Consider the following 17,292-nt stretch of genomic DNA (forward strand, 5'->3'; position numbering starts at 1 on the left):
CAATCTAACTGCTCCCCGGCCGGTACTGCAGGGCCTCGGCCAGGTGCGTCCGGCCAATCGTCTCGCATCCCTCCAGGTCCGCCAACGTCCGCGCCACCTTCAACAACCGGTGCGCCGCGCGTAGCGACAAGGTCAGCCGCTCGCAGGCCCCTTCCAGCCAGACTTGGTCCGCCGCTACCAACCCACAGTGATGCCTTAAACCTTCAAGGTCGAGAAATGCATTCGCACACCCTTGTCGCCTGTGCTGCAGCTCCCGCGCTTCAGCCACCCTGACGGCGACATCGGCACTGGTTTCACCGCAAGGCTGGTTGTTCAATGTAGTGCTCTCGCGAGCCACGGTCAGGTGCAGGTCGATGCGGTCCAGCAGTGGCCCGGACAGCTTGTTGCGATAGCGCGCGATCTGCTCGGTGCTGCAACGGCAGCGGCCAGTGGGGTCGCCCAGGTAGCCGCAAGGGCAGGGGTTCATCGCCGCCACCAGCTGGAAGCGCGCGGGGAAACGCACTTTGTCGCGGGCACGGGCAATCACGATTTCACCTGACTCCAATGGCTCGCGAAGCACTTCCAGTACGCGCCGCTCAAACTCCGGAAGTTCGTCGAGAAACAACACGCCCTGATGGGCGAGCGTGATTTCACCTGGTTGCGGTCGGCTACCGCCACCGACCAGCGCCGGGCCGGACGCAGAGTGATGGGGGTGGCGAAAGGGGCGCTGTGGCCAGCTGTTCAGCGGCGCTTTCCCGCTGACCGACTGGATTGCCGCCACTTCCAGCGCTTCGTGCTCGTCCAGCGGTGGCAGCAGCCCGGGCAGGCGGCTGGCGAGTAAGGTCTTGCCGGTGCCGGGCGGCCCGGTGAACAACAGGTTGTGCGCCCCGGCCGCAGCCAGCAGCAAGGCACGCTTGGCTGCCAGTTGGCCCTGCACTTCGCTCAGGTCCGGGTAGGGGCGTTGCTGCAGGATCAGGCCGTTGGCTGCGTAGGGCGGCAGCGGCACCTGGCCGTTCAGGTGGGCGACCAACTCCAGCAGGTGGCCCACCGCATACACCACCAACCCGCCGGCCAGGCTGGCTTCCTCGGCATTTTCCCGTGGTACCACCAGCGCCCGGCCTGCTTCGCGTGCCGCCAGTGCTGCAGGCAGCACGCCCTGCACCGGGCGCAATTTTCCCGACAGCGCCAGTTCGCCCAGGCATTCCATATCGACCAGGGTGGCAATCGGCACCTGGCCGTCGGCGGCGAGGATGCCCAGGGCGATGGCCAGGTCATATCGGCCGCCATCCTTGGGCAGGTCGGCGGGGGCGAGGTTCTGGGTAATGCGCCGCTGCGGGTACTTCAGCCCGGAGTTGACGATGGCGCTGCGCACCCGGTCCTTGCTTTCCTTGACTGTGGTTTCCGGCAGGCCGACCAGGGTGAGATGAGGCAGGCCGTTGGTCAGGTGGGTTTCGACGCTGACCGCCGGTGCCTGCACGCCTACCTGGGCGCGGCTGTGGACGAGGGCTAGGGACATGAACACTCCGTTGTTGCTGGAAAATGCCGCTTCCTGCGGCTGGGCAAAGAATAGCCAGTGCTGCCACGGCAGGCGCAACAAGTGTGCGTCGTGGTTTTTCAGGGCAGGGGTTTTCCCTGCGTTTTCATGGGCTTCGGCAAAAATGGATCCAATAGGTTTTGCGCAGTCGTCAGGTATGACTTAGTGTTGTTGGGTAACCGCAGTTGCCATGGGATGGCCCTGCGTCTTCTTTCAAATGGACTTGAGGTATTGCTCCGTGCAAACGCTCGCCCGCACGCGCCAGGTAATCCGCGAACTGGTGCAGGCCAGTGCATTCATTGAACTCAACCGCTTTTTCGACAGGCTCGAGGCTCAGTGGCGTCAGGCCCCGTCCGGCGAGTTCCCGGCCTACCTGGCGGCCATCGAAGGGCACATGCTGCTCGACCAGGAAAACCTGAGTGACAAGGCCCTGAGCCAAGTGCTCAGAGCCTGGATTGACGCGTGCCCCAGGGCTTACCACCCACAAGTGGTAATGGGTATGCACTGCTTCCACCGGGCCTGCCAGGTGCAGGTTGATGGCCCACGCAACGCTGCACGCTTGCTGGCGGTCGCGCAAATTTGTGAATCCGCCACTGCGCACCTGTTGCTTGCAATGGACCGCTCTGCGCACCCCGTGGCAGCGGCCATTGGCATGCTGCGCATCAGTGCGCAGTTCCATGAGCCTGGTTGGTTGCTGCAACTGTTTCAGGGGGAGCCTGCACGCTTCAGGCCCAGTGCCCATGCCGATGTAGAGGTACAGGAAGCTGCAGCGCCGTTGCTGGTGAGGCATGGGCTGTTGCCCGTGGCCGAGCTGCCTCAGTCGCTGCCGCGCTACCTGGGCAAGCGGGTCGACCATGAAAGCGAGGACCCTCGCTATTACTGGCTGCGCCATGCGCTGATCGCCCGCCCCGGCTGCTTCGAAGCGATCCAGGCCCTTGCTGTGTACCTGCTGCCCCGCTGGGGCGGCAGCCTCGATGCGTTCGAGCTGTTGGTCAATGGCCCGTTATGCGCAACCTGGGACGAGCGTTTGCGTAATGCGCTGCATTGGATGGCCGTCGAAGGCCGGCTGATGCTGCCACAAGCTTATCCGTTGCAGGCCGTCGCCGACTGGCAGCACGTGTTCGAAGACTGGTCACAACGCCCGTTGAGGCCCAGGGAACGTGCTGTCGTTCTGGCATGGCGGGGGGCGCTGCGCAGCAGGGCATCCGGCGACCATGCTGGCGCTATGCGCGACTTTGCCGCGAGCTTGGCGTGCAATGCCGATCTCGGCGCCATCCGCGCCATGGGCGTGCCGTTTCGCTGTTTGGCTGAGCTGATACTGCGCAATGGCATGGCAGATGAGAGGCAACTGTTACACAGCGCCATTGAGCGCCTGTGTGACGGCGTTTCACATGCTGCTGCCTGTGCATTACGTGCTGTCGGGCACCGTTTCGGGCTGTGGGCGCTGCCAAGCTCGGCCGAGCAGGCAAGGCTATGGTTGCAACGGGCGGTAAGTCGCCAGTTCGCGGGCCAGGCACCGGGGTTCGAAGTGCTTGAAGTGGCGCGATTGCTGTGGGCAGCCAACCGGCATGAAGTGGCCTGCTACCTGTATGAACGCTGCGCCGAACTGAACCTGCCGGGTGCTGCCCTGGCCTTGTATGAGCTGCACCATGGCGGCCTGGCCAACACCCCGGCGCATTACCTGGATGACGAGGCAGCCGGGTACTGGCTGCAGCGTGCGGTGGAGACGGGCAGCAGGCAGGCCAAATACAACCTGGCCTGCCTGCGCATGGACGGCGATGAGGATTTGAACGAGCGCAGTGCCATGCTGGCGGTCAGACGCCTGCTTGTCGACGCGCTGGGCTACGGGCAGACCAATGCGTGTGCGCGGTTACACCTGGGGATTTTGTTACGCCGGTTTGGTGAGGCGCAGGAGCGAAGTGAGGCGGTTGCTTACCTGCTGAGCCTGGTCGAGCACCCGGACCCGTGGCTTGCAGGGCGTGCCAGCGCCGAACTGGGGCTGGCCTGGATGCAGGGACGTGGCACCCGCAAGCAAAGCCGCTTTGCCGCCATTGAATGGGTCAACCGAGCGGCCAGCTTGCAACCGAGGGATTCGGCCATTGGTGATATCCAGGCCCAGGTCCTCAATTCGCACAGTCGGGTAAAGACGTTGTTTACTCAGTGCGGGGCGGCATTGTTCCGCGGCACACTGCATGCAAGTGAGCTACCACCGAAACAGACCTTTACCCACGCCGAGTCGTTGCGGGTTCAACCCGCATCGGACGGGCTCAGGCGCGCACGTAAACCCAGGCTGTCAGGCCCGATGCAAGGGTGACAGCGACGCGCTTGTAGTCGGCAACTTCATAGCGGTCTGCCGCTGCCAGTTCGTCTTCGCTGATCTGGAAGACCATACCGGCCACGCTGTCGTTGGCCTGGCTGCTGGGGGAAACGATGGGATGATGGGTCTTGCCGCTGGTCGCCAGTACGTCCGGGTCAGTGATCTCGACCCAGTCCATGCGGTAGCCAGGCATACGGTCGGCCTGGCCGTTCAGCTCACGGCCAAAGTTGGCCAGTTGCACGGCTTTATCCTGCAAGGTGCCGTAGGAAAACAACAGTACCGAGTATGCGCTGGAGGGCTGCATTCATTCATCCTGTGAAGTTGGGTTCAGCCGGGCTTCCAGCTCGGCTACCTGTTTTTCCAAGGCTTCGAGGCGCGCCCGGGTGCGCGCCAGTACGACCATCTGGCTGTCAAATTCATCGCGGCTGACCAGGTCCAGCTTGCTGAAGGCACCTTGCATCAACACTTTGAACTGGCTTTCCAGTTCCGCACGGGGCTGGGCGGCATCGCTGCTGAACAGGCGCGAGGCCTGGTCGCTCAGGGCATCGAGAAGGGCTTTGGGCGCAAGCATGGGGCTGTCCACTGAAACTGAGAAATGGCCGCCAGTGTAGCACGCACAAACCTGGCGCCTGAGTGCACATTGGCCTTTGTAGGAATGGCCTTGCGTGGCGATTGGGCTGCACAGCGGCCCTGGCAATATCGGCATCAAGGCACAAATCGTAGGGCACTTCGCAGCCCCATCGCGACGCAAGGCCGCTCCCACAAAGATCGCGTGCGGTTTTCAATCAGTTGCACATTTTTCGCGCAGCTTGCTCCACCTCGGCGCACCGAAATTGTGCATGTTTCCGATGCTGGCGACTGGCCAATCCCGACAAAATCACATAACGCTCTGTTTTTCGGCGCTTTGTCCGAACTGGCAAGGTTTCTGCAAAGACCTGTACGAGCCATGCACTGAAGCAGTTCCTTGTGACCAGGCAGTGCGCACGCGGAGCCGGATGCCGACGACGCGTTACAAAGCCAACCGCTGCGCTTAGACTTGAGACGGGTTTGTTTTCCTGGGGCAAGTCCACCAAATCGGGAGAGAGTTTCATGAAGCTAGTCACAGCCATCATCAAGCCGTTCAAGCTGGACGACGTGCGCGAGTCGTTGTCGGAAATCGGCGTGCAGGGCATCACCGTCACCGAAGTCAAAGGTTTCGGTCGGCAGAAGGGCCACACCGAACTGTATCGCGGTGCTGAATATGTGGTCGATTTCCTGCCCAAGGTGAAGATCGATGTCGCCATCGATGACAAGGACCTTGATCGGGTAATCGAAGCCATCACCAAGGCAGCCAACACCGGCAAGATTGGTGACGGCAAGATTTTCGTGGTGAATCTGGAGCAGGCGATCCGCATCCGTACCGGCGAAACCGATACCGACGCGATCTAAGCAGCAAAAAAAGCCTCACCAAACCCAACGCCCCAGGAGAAAACAACATGACTCTGCGTAAGATCGCAGGGCTAGGAGCCCTATTGTCCCTCGTAATGCCTGGGCTTGCCCTGGCAGAGGAAGCTGCCCCAGCGCTTAATTCCGGCGACACCGCCTGGATGCTGACCGCAACGGCGCTGGTGCTGTTCATGACCATCCCGGGCCTGGCCCTGTTCTATGGCGGCATGGTGCGATCCAAGAACGTGCTGTCGGTGATGATGCAATGCTTTGCAATCACCGGGCTGATGAGCATTCTCTGGGTCGTCTACGGCTACAGCATGGCCTTCGATACCGCCGGTATGGAAAAGGGCGTGCTCAACTTCAACTCCTTCGTTGGCGGCTTCTCCAAGGCCTTCCTCAGCGGTGTCACGCCTGACAGCTTGACCTCGGCCACCGCGCTGTTCCCTGAAGCGGTGTTCATCACCTTCCAGATGACGTTCGCCATCATCACCCCGGCGTTGATCGTCGGTGCCTTTGCCGAGCGCATGAAGTTCTCGGCGATGCTGGTATTCATGGGTATCTGGTTCACCCTGGTATATGCGCCGATCGCCCACATGGTGTGGAGCGGTGACGGTGCCCTGATGTGGGACTGGGGCGTACTGGACTTCGCTGGCGGCACCGTGGTGCATATCAACGCCGGTATCGCAGGCCTGGTCTGCTGCCTGGTACTGGGCAAGCGCAAGGGCTACCCGACCACGCCGATGGCCCCACACAACCTCGGCTATACCCTGATGGGCGCAGCGATGCTGTGGATCGGCTGGTTCGGTTTCAACGCAGGCTCTGCTGCTGCCGCCAACGGTACTGCCGGCATGGCCATGCTGGTGACTCAGATCGCGACCGCCGCCGCCGCCCTGGGCTGGATGTTCGCCGAGTGGGTCGGTCACGGTAAGCCAAGTGCTCTGGGCATCGCTTCGGGCGTGGTTGCTGGCCTGGTTGCCATCACCCCGGCTGCGGGCACCGTCGGGCCGATTGGTGCGCTGATTATCGGCCTGGTTTCGGGTGTGCTCTGCTACTTCTGCGCCACCACGCTCAAGCGCAAACTCGGCTATGACGATTCCCTGGATGCCTTCGGCGTGCACGGTGTTGGCGGCATCATCGGTGCCATCCTCACGGGTGTGTTCGCGGCCCCGGCGCTGGGCGGCTTCGGTACCGTCACCGACATCGGCATGCAAGTCTGGATCCAGGCCAAAGGTGTGATTTTCACCGTGGTCTACACCGCCATCGTCACCTACGTGATTCTCAAGGTGCTGGATGTGGTGATGGGCCTGCGGGTCAACGAAGAAGAAGAGTCGGTCGGCCTCGACCTGGCTCAGCACAACGAACGCGGCTACAACCTGTAACTGCGACGCGGTAAAAAATTGCCCGGCTTGCCGGGCATTTTTTTGCCAGTTTTTCAGCATTTCCCGCACGGCAAACGGTTTATTCGGCACGTTCGTGACGTAGGTAAAAAACTTACAAGCCACAGGGCGTTTATGGTGCTTTGCTTTTTCCACGGGCGCGCTAGAATGCGCGCCGAAGGGTGTTTGACGAGTAGTCCACACACTTCGCCAGCCTTTGCTAGGCTTGCCAATAGCGTGTGGCCAGCAGGGGCTAATGGATTTGTCAGGTCCTGCCAGGAGCAGGGCCTGCTGGGTGCCGCCTCCCATCAGGAGTGCCGACCCAAGGGCAGTGGCCTAACCCACGGCCAGTTGAATTTTCACTGGTGGCTGCCGGTCTACGGCTGCACTGGTCTATAACCAACCTGCTTTTCGCAAGTCATGAGGTAGAACATGAGCGACGACGATCTGGAAAATGATGACCTCGAAGTAGGCGACGAAGACGAGGGTGATGAGGTCCTTGAAGGGGCGGCTGACGACGGCGTGGAAGACGCTGGCGATGACGACAGCAGCCCGGCACCCGTTGCCAAGGGCAAATCCAAGGCAGCAGTCTCGGTAGACGAGATGCCGAGCATGGAAGCCAAGCAGAAAGAGCGTGATGCACTGGCCAAGGCGATGGAAGAATTCCTTTCTCGTGGTGGCAAGGTGCAGGAAGTCGAGGCCAACGTGGTCGCTGACCCGCCCAAGAAGCCGGACAACAAGTACGGCAGCCGCCCTATCTGAGTGGCTGATCGCAAAAAAGCCCGCCGTCGCTGCGGGCTTTTTTACGCCTGTGGGTTTTGTGTTGCCCGTGCCGGCCTCTTCGCGGGCATGCCCGCTCCCACAGGTTCACCACAGGGTTCAGGACCTGCGCGGTCCCTATGGGAGGGGGCGTGCCCGCGAATGGGCCGCAAAGCGGCCCCGTCAGCGCCAGCGTGCAAGCACGTCAGGTAGTTGCGACAGGCGCTGGATCTCGGCGTCCGGCGCCTGATCGCCAGCCCAGGCCTTGCCTTGCGGGTTGAACCACACCGCCCGCAACCCGGCGCGCTGGGCACCGGCAATGTCATCGCCAGGGTGATCGCCGATGTGCACTGCCGCACCCGCGTCCACCTCGCCGCGGCGCAACGCTTCAAGGAATGGTGCAGGGTCTGGTTTGCCGATGCCCAGGTCCTCGGCGCACAGCGCAAAGCGGAAGTAATCCGCCAGCCCTAGCCGGCTGACGTCGGCATTGCCGTTGGTGACCACGCCCAGGATGTATTGATGGCGCAAGATTTCAAGTACCGGCTGCACCTCTGGGAAGATCTCCACCTGGTGGCGGGCATGCAGGAACACTTCGAAGCCTTCGTTGGCCAGCGTCTGTGCGTGCTGCTCGCTGTAGCCGACCTCTTCCAGGGCATGAAACAGCACGCGCCTGCGCAGGGCACTGATGCGGTGCTTGAGGCCGGGCTCTGCTTGCACCAGGCGCTCGCGGATGGCGAACAGGTGTTCCACCGGCACACTGCCGAGGGTGGGTGCGTTGGCCTCGAGCCAGTCGCGCAGCACGACTTCCGCGGTAGCAATCACCGGCGCGGTGTCCCACAGGGTATCGTCGAGGTCGAAGGTGATCAGCTTGATGCTCATGAGTCTGTGCCTTTGCTGCGTTTGGCCCGAGGGTGGGCGCTGTCGTACACCGCGGCCAGGTGCTGGAAGTCCAGGTGGGTGTAGATTTGCGTCGTGCTGATGTCGGCGTGGCCGAGCATCTCCTGCACCGCGCGCAGGTCCTGGGATGATTCCAGCACATGGCTGGCGAAGGAATGGCGAAGCATGTGCGGGTGCAGGTGTTGGCCCAGCTCACGCTCACCGGCGGCCTTTACCCGCAGCCGAACTGCCTGGGGGCTGATGCGATTGCCCTGGCGGGTGATGAACACTGCACGGTCGCGTGGGTTGCCGATGCCGCGCAAGCGGTACCAGGCCTGCAACGCCTCGCGAGCCTTGCGACCCACCGGCAGTACGCGGGCTTTTCCACCCTTGCCCAGTACCTGCACCAGGCCGGCGGCGAGGTCGAGGTGATCAAGATCGAGGTTGGTCAGTTCCGATAGGCGTAGGCCTGAGGAATAGAACAGCTCGAGGATCGCCTGGTCACGCCGGGCAATGAAGTCGTCGTCGACGCCACCATCGAGCAGCTGCAGTGCGCGATCGGTATCCAGTACCTTGGGCAGCCGACGCTCACCTTTGGGTGCGCTCAGGCCGGTGGCCGGGTCGTGCTGGCACAGGCCTTCGCGGTTGAGGTAACGGTACAGGCCGCGTACTGCCGACAGCAGGCGTGCCAGGCTGCGCGGGGACTGGCCATGGTGGTGCAAGCGGGCGATCAGCTGGCGCAGTTGCTGGATTTGCAGCGCCTGCCACTCGGCAATGCCGTGTTCTTTGCAGTAGGCGATGACTTTTTCCAGGTCGCGACGGTAGCCCAGCAAGGTGTGCTCCGACACCTGGCGCTCGTTGCGCAGGTGTGCGCAATAAGCCTCCAGCTGGCGTTTCATCAGCGTACCGAGCGCAGGGTCTGGGTAACGCGTGGCACAACGCGGCCGAGCACTTCGGCGATATAGCCGAGGAAAAGGGTGCCGACGCTGCTCTTGTAGTGTTGCGGGTCGCGGCTGCCGATGGCCAGAACCCCATGCAGCCCTTGGTACTCAAGAGCTGCCACGGCGCTGGAGCCTACTTCTCGGCGCTGTTCTTCACCGAACAGGAAAGCCAGCTCGTGCTCGCGCAGGTTGCCACTGACGGTCTTGCCACCGCCCAGCAGGGCACCGATGGCTTGCTGCGCCTCGGCATTGCTGACCCAGCGCCCCACCGGCGCGACGTTGTCGCCGAACAGGATCAGGCTGACGAAGGGCACCTGGAATTCCTGGCGCAGGCTGTCTTCGACCGCCATTACCACTTCTTCCAGGCTGCCGGCATCGAGCAGGTCAAGGATCAGCCGGCGGGTCTTGTCGAACAGCCGGTCGTTGTCGCGGGCCACGTCCATCAGTTGCGACAGGCGATGGCGCATTTCGATGTTGCGGTCACGCAGCAGCTTGAGCTGGCGTTCCACCAGCGACACGCTGTCTCCTCGCTGGTGCGGGATGTGCTGTTCGATCAGCAGCTCGTCGTGCTCGGCGAAGAAGGTGGGGTGGGCGCGCAGGTAGGCGACCACCGCTTCGGCATCGAGCTCGGCGGACTGCTTGGGTACAACCTTGGGCTGATCGGTCATGGCGGTTACTCGTTTAGAGACGAACCTGTCCTTCGTAGACGCGTACGGCCGGGCCGGTCATCATCACGGGCTTGCCGGGGCCGGCCCATTCGATGTGCAGGCGACCACCGGGCAGGTCGAGGGACACCGGGGAATCCATCCAGCCCTGGCTGATCGCCGCCACGGCTGCGGCGCAGGCGCCGGTGCCGCAAGCCTGGGTTTCGCCGGCGCCGCGCTCCCACACGCGCAGGTTGGCGCGGTGGCGGTCGATGACTTGAATGAAGCCGGCATTCACCCGCTGTGGGAAGCGTGGGTGGTTTTCGATCTTCGGGCCCAGCTCATGCACAGGCGCAGTAAACACGTCGTCTACACGCAGCACGGCGTGCGGGTTACCCATGGACACGGCGGCTATCGAGTACAACTGGCCGTCAACTTCCAGTGGGTAGCTTGGCGCCTGTGCATCGGCGACAAAGGGAATTTCGGCAGGGATGAAGCGCGGCGGGCCCATGTTGACACTCACCTGGCCGTCGTTCTGCACGTCCAGCACGATGATGCCGCTCTTGGTTTCCACGCGGATGCGCTTTTTCGCGGTCAGGCGCTTGTCCAGCACAAAGCGGGCAAAGCAGCGCGCACCGTTGCCGCATTGCTCGACCTCGGAGCCGTCGGCGTTGAAGATGCGGTAGCGGAAGTCCACTTCCGGGTTGTTCGGCGCCTCGACGATCAGCAACTGGTCAAAGCCGATGCCGGTGTGACGGTCACCCCATTGCTTGGCGTGCTTGGGCTGAATGTGCGCGTGCTGGCTGACCAGGTCCAGGACCATGAAGTCGTTGCCCAGCCCATGCATCTTGGTAAAACGCAGCAGCATGGGCTTACTCCGGCAGCAGGCTTTCGCCAGCATACAGTTCGGCGACGGTCTCGCGGCGGCGTACTTCGAACGCCTGGTCGCCGTCGACCAGGATTTCAGCGCAACGGCCGCGGGTGTTGTAGTTGGAGCTCATGACAAAACCATAGGCGCCCGCGGACTCTACGGCCAGCAGGTCACCTTCGGCCAGGTTGAGTACGCGGTCCTTGCCGAGGAAGTCGCCAGTCTCGCAGATAGGGCCGACCAGGTCATAGGCACGGCCTTCGCCTGCACGTGGCTTGACCGCGCTGACACCCATCCAGGCCTGGTACAGGGCCGGGCGGATCAGGTCGTTCATCGCTGCATCGATGATCGCGAAGTCCTTGTGTTCGGTGTGCTTGAGGTATTCCACGCGGGTCAGCAGCACGCCAGCGTTGGCGACGATGTAGCGGCCAGGCTCGAACACCAGGGCCAGGTCGCGCTCGCCCACGCGTTCGCGGATGGCCTTGATGTAGTCGGCCACCCGTGGTGGCTGTTCGTCGCGGTAGCGCACGCCGACACCGCCACCCAGGTCCAGGTGGCGCAGGTGTATGCCGCACTCGGCCAGGCGGTCGACCAGCACCAGCAGGCGGTCGAGGGCGTCGAGGAATGGCTCGACGGTGGTCAGTTGCGAGCCGATGTGGCAGTCGACACCGACCACTTCCAGGTTCGGTAGCTGTGCGGCGCGTACGTAGATGGCCTCGGCATCGGCAATGGCGATGCCGAACTTGTTTTCTTTAAGGCCGGTGGAGATGTACGGGTGGGTACCGGCATCGACGTCCGGGTTGACCCGCAGCGACACCGGGGCAACCTTGCCCATTTCGGCGGCGACTACTTGCAGGCGCTCCAGCTCGTCGGTGGATTCGACGTTGAAGCAGTGCACGCCAACTTCCAGGGCACGGCGCATGTCTTCACGGGTTTTGCCAACGCCGGAGAACACCACGCGGTCGGCACGCCCGCCAGCGGCCAGTACACGCTCCAGTTCACCACCGGAGACAATGTCAAAGCCTGCGCCCAGGCGCGCCAGCACGTTCAGCACGCCAAGGTTGGAGTTGGCCTTGACCGCGAAGCACACCAGGTGCTCGGTGCCTTGCAGGGCGTCTGCGTAGCTACGGTACTGGGCCTCGATGTGGGCGCGCGAGTACACATAGGTGGGGGTGCCGTAACGTTCAGCAATGGCCGACAGGGCCACGCCTTCCGCGAACAGCTCACCGTCGCGGTAGTTGAAAGCGTTCATCTGGTTTCCTTACTGCGCTGGCGACTGCTCGGGCTCGGGCTCGGACTGCAGCTCGGGCTGCTGTTCTTGTACCGGGGCCGGCTTGGCTTTTGGCTGGTGCTGGTGCGACGTGTGCGCTTTGCCGTTATCGCCATCTTCAGGCAGATACAGCGGGCCTTTCTGGCCACAGGCCGAAACGAGGCAGGCAACAGCGACCAGCGCCGCGAAGGAGGAAATCAGGCGCTTCATGGGTGAAATCCTTAGAAAAATGCAGTATTGCGCCCGAGTATACCGAGCGACCGGCGGCTTGCCTATGCAAGGACCGGTCCGCCGGGCGGGCTATGCTTAGCCTCTGCGCAGCCCCCCGTAGGAGCGGGCTTGCCCGCGAAGAGGTCGGTGAACGCAACGGCTAAACCTTTGCATTCGGCGGCAAGCGCCCGTATCTTGCCCGGCTTGCCTGTAACGCAGCCAATTTCGAGGTTCCTGCAATGAGTTTGAGTGAAGCGCGTTTCCATGATCTGGTCGACGCGACCCAACAGGCCCTGGAAGATCTGTTCGACGAGAGCGGTCTGGACCTGGACATGGAGAACTCCGCCGGTGTCCTGACCGTCAAGTTCGAGGGCGGCGCCCAGCTGATCTTCAGCCGTCAGGAGCCATTGCGCCAGCTGTGGCTTGCCGACCGCTCCGGTGGTTTCCACTTCGATTACGACGAAGACAGCGGCAAGTGGGTGTGCGAAAAGAGCGAAGAGTTGCTGGGTGAAATGCTCGAGCGTATCGTCTGGGAGCGGGCCGGCGAGAAGCTGGACTTCGACGAAATCTGACATGAGTAGCGCCCAGGCCCGGCCGCCCAAGCCGCTTTATAGCAACGTCAGCCCTGCAGTGCCGTCACCGTGCATCAGCGTATGCCGGCTGGACGAACAGCGGGTGTGCACCGGTTGCCATCGGCATGTCGAGCACATTCGCGAATGGCGCTCGGCCGATGACGAACGGCGCCGTCAGATCTGCCGCGAGGCCCAGGTCTTGCGCGAGCAGCGCTAAGGCACACTGAGCGCAGGGGCTTGAGTATTTGCCCGGCTGTGGTAGTGTCGGGTTCTGCGTCGGTGACGCCAAAGCCTTCTCAAACCCCGCCCTTGGGCGGGGTTTTGCTTTATTTGCACATTGAAAACTGCCTGTTCAAAGGAGTCTGACTGGATCATGAGCACCAAGCCTTCCCTCATCCTCACCCGATTGGACGTACAACGTCTGGAGCGTCTGATCGACAGCCTCGACGAGAGTACGCCGGGTGTGCTCGCCCTGCAGGACGAGCTTGACCGCGCCGAGCAGGTGGTCGGTCACGAGGAAGTGCCGGCGGGCGTGGTGACCATGAACTCGCGGGTGCACTGCCGTGAGGAAGCCAGCGGCAAGGACTACCACCTGACACTGGTGTACCCCAAGGATGCCGGGCCGGAAGGCAAGGTCTCGATCCTGGCGCCGATTGGCTGCGCTTTGCTGGGGCTGTCGGTGGGCGAGCAGATCGACTGGCCGGCACCGGGGGGCAAGACCCTCAAGCTGAAGCTGCTGGAAGTGGAGTACCAGCCGGAGGCGGCGGGCGATTACGACCTGTAAGGGCCAGGGGGCCGTTTCGCGGCCCGTTTGCAGCGCAAGGCTGTTGCTACAGAGAGATGCACTCTTTTGTCGCCGCCTTGTGCTGCGAGTTCAGGCGCCCTCCGCCAAAACCTGCTCCAACCCCTCATTCAGAGCCTGCTCCAGCACCCGCTTGTAGCTCAGGTAGGCCTGCGTTGCCCCCAGCCGGTCATCCAGCAACTCGGACAAATCCAGGTCGGTGATATAGCACCGGTACTGCGCTGTGCCACGGCGCTGACCGATGATCTGCCTGGCCACCACCGCATACAGCTGCTCACCATGTTCCAGCTCGGAAAACTCCTGCTGGTCGCAGTACAGCGTCACATGCGCCACGCCCGCTACACCCGCCTGGATAATCGCCTGTACCTCATAGTAAGGCTGGTCGCTGCCCTCGGCCGGGGCCAGGCGCGGCTCGATGTTGCGTGCCTTGCCTGGGCCGGTGGGCAGCAGCTGCGCGTAGTGGATATCCAGCGAGGCGGGTCGCAGGCTATCGAGGGGCAGGCGGGCATCGCGGCGCATCACCACCGAGCGCAGAAAACGTTGCAGTGGCAACAGCAGATGCGCTTCGTCATGCAGCGGCAGGCGTTGTTGCCACAATGCGTTGTATTCATCCAGCACATACACATCGGCCCAGCCGCCCTGCAGGCGGTAGAACACCTGAATGCAGGCTGGCCGGCCTTGCTCCAGCACCAGGCGCAGGTCGTGGTCCTGCAGCGCATTGGCATCCAGGTACAGCGGGCTGTAGGTGCCTCGCTCTTCGCCCAGGTAGGCCAGTAGCGCCTCATGCTCGGCCAGGGTCGTCAGGCTGACATGCTCGGGTAACAGCTCCAGCACATGGGTGTGGTGGGCCACTTGCAGCAGGTAGCGGTGGTGGAGCCCTTGATCCCGCAGCAGCTGGGCGGTGTCGAAAATTTCCTCTACGCGCTGGCCGATCGGCTGGGCGCGGCTTTGGCAGAAGCAGCGTACTCGCACCCTTGGCCGGTGGCCGCGCTGCGCCGGGCTGTTGAGGAAGTCGCGCAGGCAGCGCACCAGCGCGTGTTCACCGTCATAGCGCTGGACCAGCACCTCGTTCCAGCTGTTGACGGTGACCTGGTCCAGGGTCAGCACCAGGTTTTCGCGCACGCCAGCGTAGCTCAACGCGTCGGTGCGCTCTGTGGTCATCAAAACGTTCAGCTCGCGGTGGTGGCGCAGCGGGTCGACGCCGACGTTGACCAGCAACAACACCTCATCGGCAACGCTGGGCTGCAAAAGGCGCACTTCGCTGACGGTCGGCAAGGGCAGGGGGACACTTTGCCGCAGACAGCCCAGCAGGTTGAACAGCTCGAATTCCCCAAGGTCGCTGGCCCCTGGATGCAGCGCCATGCGGGTGCTGCTGTCGATCACTCCGTTGCGATGGGCCCAGGTCAGCAGTTCGAGTAGCTCGCGGCAGCGTTTGATCGGGCTGAAGTGCTGCACCTCATGGGTGCTCAGGTTGCCGCTGTACAGCTCCCAGTGGTAGCTGCCCGGCTCCTTGCGGTTGGGTGCCTGGACCAGCGTCAGGGTGCCTTCGGCGAGGTCAGGGGCGATGCCGGGGTTAATCACTTCGACCTTGCCGGCGCGGCGCTCGAAGGCTGCGTACAGGCGCCGGCCCAGCACATTGAGGTCGCGCTGGTCGGCGCGGCTGCTGGCGTTCTGGGTGCGAGCGAACTGGCTGAGGAAGCGATAACTGAGATTAAGCTCGGCCACCAGCTCACGCCGCTCGACGGCAACCTGCTGCACTTTCCATTGGCTGCGGCTGTCCAGCAGGGCCAACTGGCGCTGGTCCCAGCCCCACTCGTCGGTCAGGCGCTGCAGCAGCCGGCGTTGCCAGCCATGGCTGCGGCCCTGGTCGCTGAGCTTCTTGTTCACCTTCAGGTACAAGCTGCGCCGTACCAGCTCCAGGCGCGCGGGTTCACCGCGTTGCAGCAGGTAACGTTCGATGCGCCGGTAGACCATCACGTAGGGGTCCAGCTCGTCGAGGTCAAGCTGGTTGGCAAACACTGCCTGCTTGTAGTCCAGGCTCAGGCAGCGCACCGCAGGGTGTTCGCCGGCGTAGGCTTCGGTCAGCAGCAGTTTGAGCAGCGATTTGTAGGGCGAGTCGATGCCTTTGAACAATTGCCACAGGCCAGCGCCGACGAACTCACCGGGCGGAATGTGCGCCAGGTTGCCGAGGTCAAGGGCTTCCTGGCTGCGGATAAAGCGCTTGGACAGCAACGTCTGGGTGTAGCTGTAATAGTTGTGCTCCTCGTACACCGGTACCAGCCACCACAGCGGCGTACGCCCGGCCAGCCACAGGGTGGTGCGGTAGAACTCGTCCAGCAGCAGGTAGTGCTGGGTGGTGCCGCAGTCGTCGGAGCCGAGCTGGCCATCGCGCTGACCCTGGGCGAAGCCCTGTGTGTCGATCAGGAAAAAGTGTGCTTCGGCGCCCAGGCTTGCCGCCCAGGCCTCCAGCAGCTGGCACTTGCGGCGCAGCTCACCCAGCAGCTGTTCGGGCAACCCGGGTGCATGGCACACCCACAGGTCCATGTCGCTGTGCTCGGCCTGCGCCAGCGAGCCCAGGCTGCCCATCAGGAACAGGCCGTGGATCGGGCGTGGCGGGTTGCCATGCTGGGCCTTGTAAGTGAACGAGCGGGCCAGGCGTTGGGCATCTGCCACCAGCTCGGCGCTTGGCTCGTAAGCCGATACGCCCGCAGGGGTGTTGCCGGAGACGTAACCCGGCAATAACGGGTGGTTCACGTGAAACAGCAGCGGCAGCAACGACAGTACCTGTTGCTGGCGCGTTGACAGGCCTTCCTTTGCCCGCTGCAGTCGGCCCTGGTTGAGATGCAGGAAGCGCGCACGCAATGTCGCCAGGACCTTGCGGTCGATGCCTTCGTCCAGGTCAGGGCGGATTTCGTGAGGGTGGTTCATTGCGCGCTCGGGCAGGCCATTGAAGCTGTGGCGAGTTTAGCCTGAGTGGCGGGGTCGGATAAGCGGTAATTGAAATTCTGGCGCCATTTTTCCAGCGCTGGCCTGCTCCAGCTTTCGCTGCGCTTCAGGCATGATGGGCGCATTGAGTTCATGTAGAGAGTGTCCAATGCGTGTATGGATCGATGCCGACGCCTGCCCCAAGGCGGCCAAGGATCTGATCGTCAAGTTCGCCCTCAAGCGCAAGTTCGAGGTGGTGATGGTGGCGGGGCAGGCTGTGGCCAAGCCGGCGTTCGCGATCGTGCGTCTGATCGTGGTGCCCAGCGGCATGGATGCGGCCGACGATTACATTGTGGAGCACGCCGTGCCTGGCGAGCTGGTGATCTGCAGTGACGTGCCGCTGGCCGACCGTCTGGTGAAAAAGGGCGTGGCCGCATTGGACCCGCGTGGGCGTGAGTTCGACGAGCGCAACATGGGCGACCGCCTGGCGGCGCGCAACCTGTTCACCGAGCTGCGTGAGCAGGGGCAGGTGGGGGGCGGGCAGGCGGCCTATGGCGAACGTGAGAAACAGGCGTTTGCCAATGCACTGGACCGGATCATTGCCCGGCTCTCGAAAAGCTGAGCGCTGACACGGTTCCTGTCGGCGACAGCCCAGCGTGGCGCGGTGGATGGCACCGGCTTTGCCGGTGTTCGCGGGTAAACCCGCTCCTACAGGTGATCGCGCAGGCTTTTCATGAGTTGCCCCCACAGGTACCGCGTGGCCTTGAAGCCTGCGCTGGGCCTGTGGGAGC

General features: G+C 63.1%; 17 protein-coding genes and 1 pseudogene. 8 read left to right on the forward strand and 10 right to left on the reverse strand.

The annotated features are described in order from the left end of the window. Positions 1-4: 4 nt before the first annotated feature. The gene (locus tag AC3WLP_RS11815) at positions 5-1,495 is read right to left on the reverse strand and encodes a YifB family Mg chelatase-like AAA ATPase (RefSeq protein ID WP_088512671.1); all 1,491 of its coding nucleotides are present in this window, start codon (positions 1,493-1,495) and stop codon (positions 5-7) included. A 256-nt stretch (positions 1,496-1,751) separates the two neighbouring features. Here AC3WLP_RS11815 and AC3WLP_RS11820 point away from each other — a divergent pair, with 256 nt between their 5' ends. Next, positions 1,752-3,827 carry a DUF4034 domain-containing protein gene (locus tag AC3WLP_RS11820; protein WP_012054069.1) on the forward strand — a complete coding sequence of 692 codons (2,076 nt, stop codon included), beginning with the start codon at positions 1,752-1,754 and terminating at the stop codon, positions 3,825-3,827. Here the strand turns inward: AC3WLP_RS11820 and AC3WLP_RS11825 are convergent. After that, positions 3,781-4,134 carry a gamma-glutamylcyclotransferase family protein gene (locus AC3WLP_RS11825; protein ID WP_012054068.1) on the reverse strand — a complete coding sequence of 118 codons (354 nt, stop codon included), beginning with the start codon at positions 4,132-4,134 and terminating at the stop codon, positions 3,781-3,783. The genes AC3WLP_RS11820 and AC3WLP_RS11825 overlap by 47 nt on opposite strands. Beyond that, positions 4,135-4,401: an accessory factor UbiK family protein gene (locus AC3WLP_RS11830; protein ID WP_003253640.1), complete on the reverse strand. Its 267-nt coding sequence runs from the start codon at positions 4,399-4,401 to the stop codon at positions 4,135-4,137. A 518-nt stretch (positions 4,402-4,919) separates the two neighbouring features. On the opposite strand from AC3WLP_RS11830, the gene glnK reads away from it, so the two are divergent. The 3 genes from glnK (at position 4,920) to sutA (ending at position 7,396) form a co-directional block, all read left to right on the forward strand. After that, complete coding sequence (glnK, locus tag AC3WLP_RS11835; RefSeq protein WP_002555808.1) at positions 4,920-5,258, forward strand: P-II family nitrogen regulator; 339 nt, start codon at positions 4,920-4,922, stop codon at positions 5,256-5,258. A 47-nt stretch (positions 5,259-5,305) separates the two neighbouring features. Continuing rightward, positions 5,306-6,637 carry an ammonium transporter gene (locus AC3WLP_RS11840; RefSeq protein ID WP_010955751.1) on the forward strand — a complete coding sequence of 444 codons (1,332 nt, stop codon included), beginning with the start codon at positions 5,306-5,308 and terminating at the stop codon, positions 6,635-6,637. Between the two features lie 429 nt (positions 6,638-7,066). Continuing rightward, positions 7,067-7,396 carry a dormancy-specific transcriptional regulator SutA gene (gene sutA / locus AC3WLP_RS11845; RefSeq protein WP_003253643.1) on the forward strand — a complete coding sequence of 110 codons (330 nt, stop codon included), beginning with the start codon at positions 7,067-7,069 and terminating at the stop codon, positions 7,394-7,396. 180 nt (positions 7,397-7,576) lie between these two features. On the opposite strand, the gene AC3WLP_RS11850 is transcribed toward sutA, so the two are convergent. The 6 genes from AC3WLP_RS11850 to lptM are packed head-to-tail and all read right to left on the reverse strand — an operon-like array spanning position 7,577 to position 12,202. Next, positions 7,577-8,272: an HAD family hydrolase gene (locus AC3WLP_RS11850; RefSeq protein ID WP_088512605.1), complete on the reverse strand. Its 696-nt coding sequence runs from the start codon at positions 8,270-8,272 to the stop codon at positions 7,577-7,579. Further along, a complete protein-coding gene (xerC, locus tag AC3WLP_RS11855) occupies positions 8,269-9,168 on the reverse strand; it encodes a tyrosine recombinase XerC (RefSeq protein ID WP_003253645.1) in 900 nt (299 codons plus the stop codon). The genes AC3WLP_RS11850 and xerC overlap by 4 nt, the downstream gene beginning before the upstream one ends. Further along, positions 9,168-9,878 (reverse strand): DUF484 family protein, encoded by a 711-nt coding sequence (locus tag AC3WLP_RS11860; protein WP_003253646.1) that lies wholly within the window; start codon positions 9,876-9,878, stop codon positions 9,168-9,170. The genes xerC and AC3WLP_RS11860 overlap by 1 nt, the downstream gene beginning before the upstream one ends. Before the next feature lie 13 nt (positions 9,879-9,891). Continuing rightward, positions 9,892-10,722: a diaminopimelate epimerase gene (dapF, locus tag AC3WLP_RS11865; protein ID WP_003253647.1), complete on the reverse strand. Its 831-nt coding sequence runs from the start codon at positions 10,720-10,722 to the stop codon at positions 9,892-9,894. 4 nt (positions 10,723-10,726) lie between these two features. Beyond that, positions 10,727-11,974, reverse strand: coding sequence for a diaminopimelate decarboxylase (lysA, locus tag AC3WLP_RS11870; RefSeq protein WP_010955746.1), 1,248 nt, complete (start codon positions 11,972-11,974; stop codon positions 10,727-10,729). A 9-nt stretch (positions 11,975-11,983) separates the two neighbouring features. Then, positions 11,984-12,202, reverse strand: coding sequence for an LPS translocon maturation chaperone LptM (gene lptM, locus AC3WLP_RS11875; protein ID WP_014754810.1), 219 nt, complete (start codon positions 12,200-12,202; stop codon positions 11,984-11,986). A 239-nt stretch (positions 12,203-12,441) separates the two neighbouring features. On the opposite strand from lptM, the gene cyaY reads away from it, so the two are divergent. The 3 genes and pseudogenes from cyaY to rnk all read left to right on the forward strand — a co-directional run bounded on the left by cyaY (position 12,442) and on the right by rnk (position 13,558). Further along, entirely contained in the window at positions 12,442-12,774 is a 333-nt protein-coding gene (gene cyaY / locus AC3WLP_RS11880) for an iron donor protein CyaY (protein WP_004575827.1), read from the forward strand. 1 nt (position 12,775) lies between these two features. Further along, positions 12,776-13,001, forward strand: a pseudogene (locus tag AC3WLP_RS11885) (DUF1289 domain-containing protein). A 146-nt stretch (positions 13,002-13,147) separates the two neighbouring features. Further along, positions 13,148-13,558: a nucleoside diphosphate kinase regulator gene (rnk, locus tag AC3WLP_RS11890; RefSeq protein WP_003253652.1), complete on the forward strand. Its 411-nt coding sequence runs from the start codon at positions 13,148-13,150 to the stop codon at positions 13,556-13,558. Between the two features lie 90 nt (positions 13,559-13,648). Here the strand turns inward: rnk and AC3WLP_RS11895 are convergent, their stop codons facing one another. Then, complete coding sequence (locus AC3WLP_RS11895) at positions 13,649-16,504, reverse strand: class I adenylate cyclase (protein ID WP_088512603.1); 2,856 nt, start codon at positions 16,502-16,504, stop codon at positions 13,649-13,651. 166 nt (positions 16,505-16,670) lie between these two features. On the opposite strand from AC3WLP_RS11895, the gene AC3WLP_RS11900 reads away from it, so the two are divergent. Then, positions 16,671-17,123 (forward strand): YaiI/YqxD family protein, encoded by a 453-nt coding sequence (locus AC3WLP_RS11900; RefSeq protein WP_003253654.1) that lies wholly within the window; start codon positions 16,671-16,673, stop codon positions 17,121-17,123. Positions 17,124-17,292: the final 169 nt, after the last annotated feature.

Source organism: Pseudomonas sp. FW305-E2 (assembly GCF_058782925.1).